We start from the raw sequence: 4,145 nt of genomic DNA, 5'->3' as shown, positions 1-4,145 counted from the left end.
AGTGAAGCATTGAAAGATTTTAAAAAGTATATTATCAATGACAAAATCCAATGGTCAATCGTCTCTGTTCCAACAGAAGCTTGGGCAAAGAAAATTTTCAATACAGATGATGCTGACAAAGCGGTCGAAGATTTGTGGAAGCGAATCTTCCAAATTGTCCGTGTTGATCAAAACGACCCAATTCAAGCTTGGAAAGATCATAATGAGACATTATTCCACATTCGTGATTACTTAAATGACAAGCAATATGATGCATTAGAATATAGCTCTGAATACGTTGATTTAACAGTTAAACTTCCAGAAAACCATGTTTGGGCTGGTGGTGGAGCCGTTGCAGAAACGGGAGCATCATTTAATCCGAACATGCCAACTGAAGAAGTGTTTACAGCACCAGACTTCAGAGGCGTAAACGGAACAGTTCAAAATACGAAACCATTAAACTACAATGGCAATTTAATTGATGATTTTAAATTAACATTTAAAGATGGTGAAGTCGTTGAGTATGAAGCAAGTAAAGGTAAAGAGACGTTGAAACACTTACTTGATTCTGATGAAGGGGCGAAGTATTTAGGTGAAATTGCACTCGTTCCTCACTCATCACCTATTTCACAATCGGAATTAGTCTTCTTTAATACATTGTACGATGAAAACGCTTCATGTCACTTAGCATTAGGCTCTGCTTATCCAACTAACGTTGAAGGTGGCGAAAAGTTAGAAGATGAAGAGTTAAAGGAAAAGGGTATTAATACAAGCCTTATTCACGAAGACTTTATGGTTGGTTCAGCTGATCTAAATGTATATGGTGTTACAAAAGATGGCGATAAAGAACCAATTATTAAACACGGTGAATGGGCAATCAAAGGTGCGTAATCAAGGTGATTAACTATGTCGTTAATAGGGAAAGCAATTAAGTGGTATCGGACAGAGCGGGGGCTCACCCAAGAACAGTTGGCAGATGGCATCTGTTCTGTCACTTACATAAGTAAATTGGAAAACGGTCAAATCGATTTAAAAGAAGATGTGGTCATTCAGTTAACCAATCGACTGCAAATTAATCAGTACCAATTAATTGGTCAACCTAATCAACAGTTTCGTGAAAGGTTGAGTCAATGGTTAAACGATATACATATCTTTCATATCCCTGAGGCACATAAGCATAAAGAACTCATTGAACAAGTGGACAAAGGTTATATGTATATTGAAGATCAATATTTGTACCTCTTGGCTGAATTTGGTTATTGTTTATTAACCGACCAGTTAAAAGAAGCGGATGCGCTGTATGAATTCATTGAGAAAAGACGAATGATTTTTGAAGCTTGTGACCCATTTAGTTTTTATAAGTTCGTCGGCATATATTACCGAAGAAAAGGTCTTTATAACAATGCTATAAGTCACTTGGAGAAAGCTGAAGACATTTTAGGAGATCGTGAAGACCCAGAACTTCACTTAGTGATGGCAACAGTGTACAGTCGTTTAAATGAAATATTAGTATCTAATAAACACGCTCAAAAAGCGTATTCAATCTTCCAAGAGAAATTATTCTATGTAAGAATGATTGATTGCCAAGTGGTGTTAGGAGTAAACTATTGCTTAGTTGGTGATTTCTACTCAGCACAAGCCTATTTTAACAAGCTAAAAGAAGTAGACGGTGAACATCTATTAGGTAAGACGCGAGCGAATATTTATCACCATATCGCTTATATCCACTTTCATAAAAAAGAATTTTGTGAGGCGGAAAGTTATTTTAAGCGAGTATTGCAATTTGATATTAATGAAAGTGATTTTTTAAACTCAAGATACTTGTTATCCTATATTTACTTTTCGACTAATCAATATCACATCGCTAAAGAATACGTTCAAAAAGGTTTGATCTTAGCCTATGAGCACAACCATCAACGTTATCAAATTAAATTTAAAGTGTTAAACATGAGACTAGAAAATGATGATGAAGGCTTATTGAACTACTTAAAACAGAAAGTGATCCCATTCTTTGAAGGTAATGGAGAGAGCATTGAACTAAAGCATTACTATTATTTATACGGCAAGTTGCTGTATCAGTTTAATAGATATAAAAAAGCTGCAGAATACTTTATGTTAGCACGTGATGACTTTATGGTATAAACAAATCCCCAACAAGTGACTACACTCGTTGGGGATTTTGTTTAATTAAAAGTTATATTAGAAAATTAAGTGAGCCATAAATACGATGACTGGTAGTGTAATAGCAGTACGTAGTAAGAAGATCGCAACAAGTCTTCTAAAGTTAATTGGAATATTAGATGCTAATAGCACACCACCGACTTCTGATAAATAAATTAACTGAACAACACTTAAAGCAGCAACGATGAATCGCGTCATTTCATTACCGACTGATTCAATCATTAATGCAGGTAAGAACATGTCTGTAAATCCGATTAAAATCGTTTCTGCAGCAGCCTGAGCTTCAGGTACTTGCATCAATTCTAAAATCGGTACAAACGGTGTACCAATCCATGTGAAGAATGGTGTCATTTCAGCAACAATTAAACCGAGTGTACCAACAGCCATAACGATTGGTAAGACGCCAACCCACATGTCTAAAATATTTTTAGACGCTGCTTTCATGTAACCTGTAATACCTGGAGACTTTTCAGCACGCGTTACAGCCTGCTTATAACCCCATGTAAAAGTATTATAATTACTAGGAACTGACTCGTCTAATTGAGTCTTCTCACCTGTATAGGTCTCATTTGGAATGCGAGATAATGGCGGAATACGTGGCATAATTAATGCCGCGACTAAACCAGCAACGAAAATCGTTCCATAAAGTGGTAGGAACATATGCATTAAGTCAACTTCTTGAATTATTGTGATTGTAAACGTAATAGACACAACCGAGAACGTCGTACCGATCACTGCAGCCTCACGTTTCGTATAGTAACCTTGTTCATATTGTTGATTCGTTAATAGAACACCGACTGTGCCATCACCAAACCATGATGTTAAGTTATCAACGGTTGAACGGCCTGGTAATTTAAAGACTGGGCGCATAATTTTAGCAAATAACGCACCGATTAATTCTAGTAAACCAAAGCTTAGTAATAATGGTAACAATAGTCCTGCAAATAAAAAGACTGTTAATAAAAATGTTAGTAGTCCATCTAATAACATACCGCCAGTATCAGCAGAATAAATACCTTCCCAACCAATTTGAAAGTACGTCAGAATAGCGAAGATCATACCAAGTAGGCGGATGGTAATCCAAACAGGTCCTACATTGAATAAAGTCCCAGCTAACGTATCCTTTGAAAACTTACTTGAATCATTTTGATGCACAAAGTGTGCTATAACTGAAAGAATCGCAGATAACGATATGATTAAAACTATGAGTATAACAGCAAAATCGCCAAGAAATGCTAGTAATTCATTTGCTAATACAGCAACAGGAATGCTTGTCTCCCCACCGTAAGTAATTGGTGTCATGAAGAAGAAAATACCTAATGCCGATAAAATAAGAAACTTTAAATGATATTTTAATGAAATAGATTTTTGTTCCATCAATAGACCTCCCTAACCAAATAATATTATGACATATTCATGTTTATGCAACAAGATGCAAAATTATAACCAAAAAAGTCTGTCAGCTTAGTAGAGGAGAGAAAATAGTTAGTTAGACGAAAAGTTCTCGTTCCGAATGAATTGTTTTCGGAATATAACAATTTAAAATTTTCTGAAAAATAACTTTACATCATATTATAATACAATTATAATAGAATTTGAATGATTAATTTGCCCCGTTTTGAAACATGTAAAAAGAGAGGTAGCGTAAATAGTTTTCGTGATCGGGAGGTTACATAGGTGGAGAAAACTTGTGAAAAACTAGTGATGAGTTTAAATCTGAACTAGGTAGAGATTTATGTTCGAAAGAGAAAAACTTTATCTGTTGGTTGTATCGCGAACATAAAAAAGAGACAAGTCAACAAATAAAACTATAGATCGAACGCCGAACACTGCCTATTGCAGTGTCTTATTTTTATTTAAACTATTTTATTAGTTTAAAGCGTTGACACTAAAAAGGGGTTAGGTGTTAAAATTTAATAGAATTAAAGGTTCAAATATAGTTCCACATATGTTAAGTTAAGTCATTATAAATTAAAAAGGAGTGA

General features: G+C 35.0%; 3 protein-coding genes. 2 read left to right on the top strand and 1 reads right to left on the bottom strand.

Annotation, left to right across the window (positions count from 1 at the left end; translation table 11 throughout):
* A partial coding sequence (locus A194_RS0115140; protein ID WP_017187641.1) for an aminopeptidase occupies nt 1-870 on the top strand: 870 nt, incomplete at its 5' end.
* Between the two features lie 15 nt (nt 871-885).
* A complete protein-coding gene (locus A194_RS0115135) occupies nt 886-2,121 on the top strand; it encodes a helix-turn-helix domain-containing protein (protein ID WP_017187640.1) in 1,236 nt (411 codons plus the stop codon).
* A gap of 57 nt (nt 2,122-2,178) precedes the next feature.
* Here the strand turns inward: A194_RS0115135 and A194_RS0115130 are convergent, their stop codons facing one another.
* Nucleotides 2,179-3,537 (bottom strand): YjiH family protein, encoded by a 1,359-nt coding sequence (locus A194_RS0115130; RefSeq protein WP_017187639.1) that lies wholly within the window; start codon nt 3,535-3,537, stop codon nt 2,179-2,181.
* Nucleotides 3,538-4,145 lie beyond the last annotated feature (608 nt).

Origin of the sequence: Alkalibacillus haloalkaliphilus C5, assembly GCF_000269905.1 — a bacterium.
GTDB lineage: Bacteria > Bacillota > Bacilli > Bacillales > Alkalibacillaceae > Alkalibacillus > Alkalibacillus haloalkaliphilus_A.
Note: the sequence above shows the minus strand (reverse complement) of the source record. Positions and strands in the feature narration are given on the sequence as shown.